The organism is Ideonella sp. B508-1 (assembly GCF_000333615.1).
In the GTDB taxonomy this organism is placed as follows: Bacteria; Pseudomonadota; Gammaproteobacteria; order Burkholderiales; family Burkholderiaceae_C; genus Ideonella.
Genome location: NZ_BADL01000284.1, coordinates 1 through 1,398, shown reverse-complemented (window position 1 = coordinate 1,398; position 1,398 = coordinate 1). Strand labels below are relative to the sequence as shown.

Genomic DNA, 1,398 nt, shown 5'->3' with positions numbered 1-1,398 from the left:
GGCGTCTCCGCTACTTCGACGCCCAGGGCAATGTGCTCTACGTGGGCAAGGCGCGCGACCTCAAGCGCCGCGTCTCCAGCTACTTCCACAAGGACCACGGCGGCACCCGCATCGGTCTGATGGTCACGCGCATCGCGCGGCTGGAGACCACGGTGGTGCGCAGCGAGGACGAGGCGCTGCTGCTCGAGAACAACCTGATCAAGACGCTGAACCCCAAGTTCAACATCCTGTTCCGGGACGACAAGAGCTACCCCTACCTGAAGATCACCGGCACCCGGGGTGGCCAGGCGCCGGGTCAGCCCGCCGCCCAGCGTTTCCCGCGGGTGGCCTATTACCGCGGCGCGGTGGACCGGCGCCACCGCTACTTCGGCCCTTACCCCAGCGCCTGGGCCGTCAAGGAGACGATCCAGATCCTGCAGAAGGTCTTCCGCCTGCGCACCTGCGAGGACACCGTCTTCAACAACCGTTCGCGGCCCTGTCTGCTGTACCAGATCCGGCGCTGCACCGGCCCCTGCGTGGGCTTCATTTCCACCGAGGACTACGCCCGCGATGTGCGTGACGCCGAGCGCTTCCTGCTGGGCGAGCAGCAGGCGGTGGTGGACGAGCTGCAGGCCCAGATGATGGCCCACGCCGAGGTGCTGGAGTTCGAGAAGGCCGCCGAGCTGCGCAACCGCATCGCCGCGTTAGCCAAGGTGCAGCACCAGCAGTCGGTGGAGGAAAGCAGCCTGAGCAGCAGCGGGCGCGACGTGGACATTCTGGCCGTCAAGGTGGCCGGTGGCCGGGCCTGCGTGAACCTGGCCATGGTGCGCGGCGGCCGCCACCTGGGCGACCGGGCCTTCTTCCCCACCCATGTGGAGGAGGCCACCGCGCTGGCCGCCGACGAGGCCGCCGCCCTGGACGATGCCGGCGAGGCGACCGCGCTGCCGGAGGACCCGGCCGAGGCCGCGGCCCTGCTGCTGCGCCGAGCCGAGACCCAGGTGCTGCAGGCCTTCATCGCCCAGCACTACCTGCACACCGCGCCGCCGCCCCTGCTGGTGCTGAGCCACCCGATCGACGAGGCCCTGCTGCAGGCCCTGGGCGAGCAGGCGGGCAGCAAGGTCAATGCGGTGCACCAGCCGCGCGAACAGCGCCGCATCTGGCTGGAGATGGCGGTCAAGGGTTGCGAGCTGGCGCTGGCGCGCCTGCTGTCCGAAGAGGGCTCGCAGCGTGAGCGCACCCGGGCGATGGTGGATGCGCTGGACCTGGCGGTGGAGGACTTGGACAGCTTCCGCGTGGAATGCTTCGACATCAGCCACACCGCGGGCGAAGCCACCCAGGCCTCCTGCGTGGTCTACCAGGACCAACAGATGCAGAACAGCGAGTACCGCCGCTTTCACATCGAAGGCGTGACCGGGGGTT

1 protein-coding gene is annotated in these 1,398 nt (G+C 69.2%); it reads left to right on the top strand.

Annotated elements, in window-relative coordinates:
• On the top strand, window positions 1–1,398 hold a 1,398-nt coding region (locus tag I73_RS11960; RefSeq protein WP_022980827.1), incomplete at both ends, for an excinuclease ABC subunit UvrC.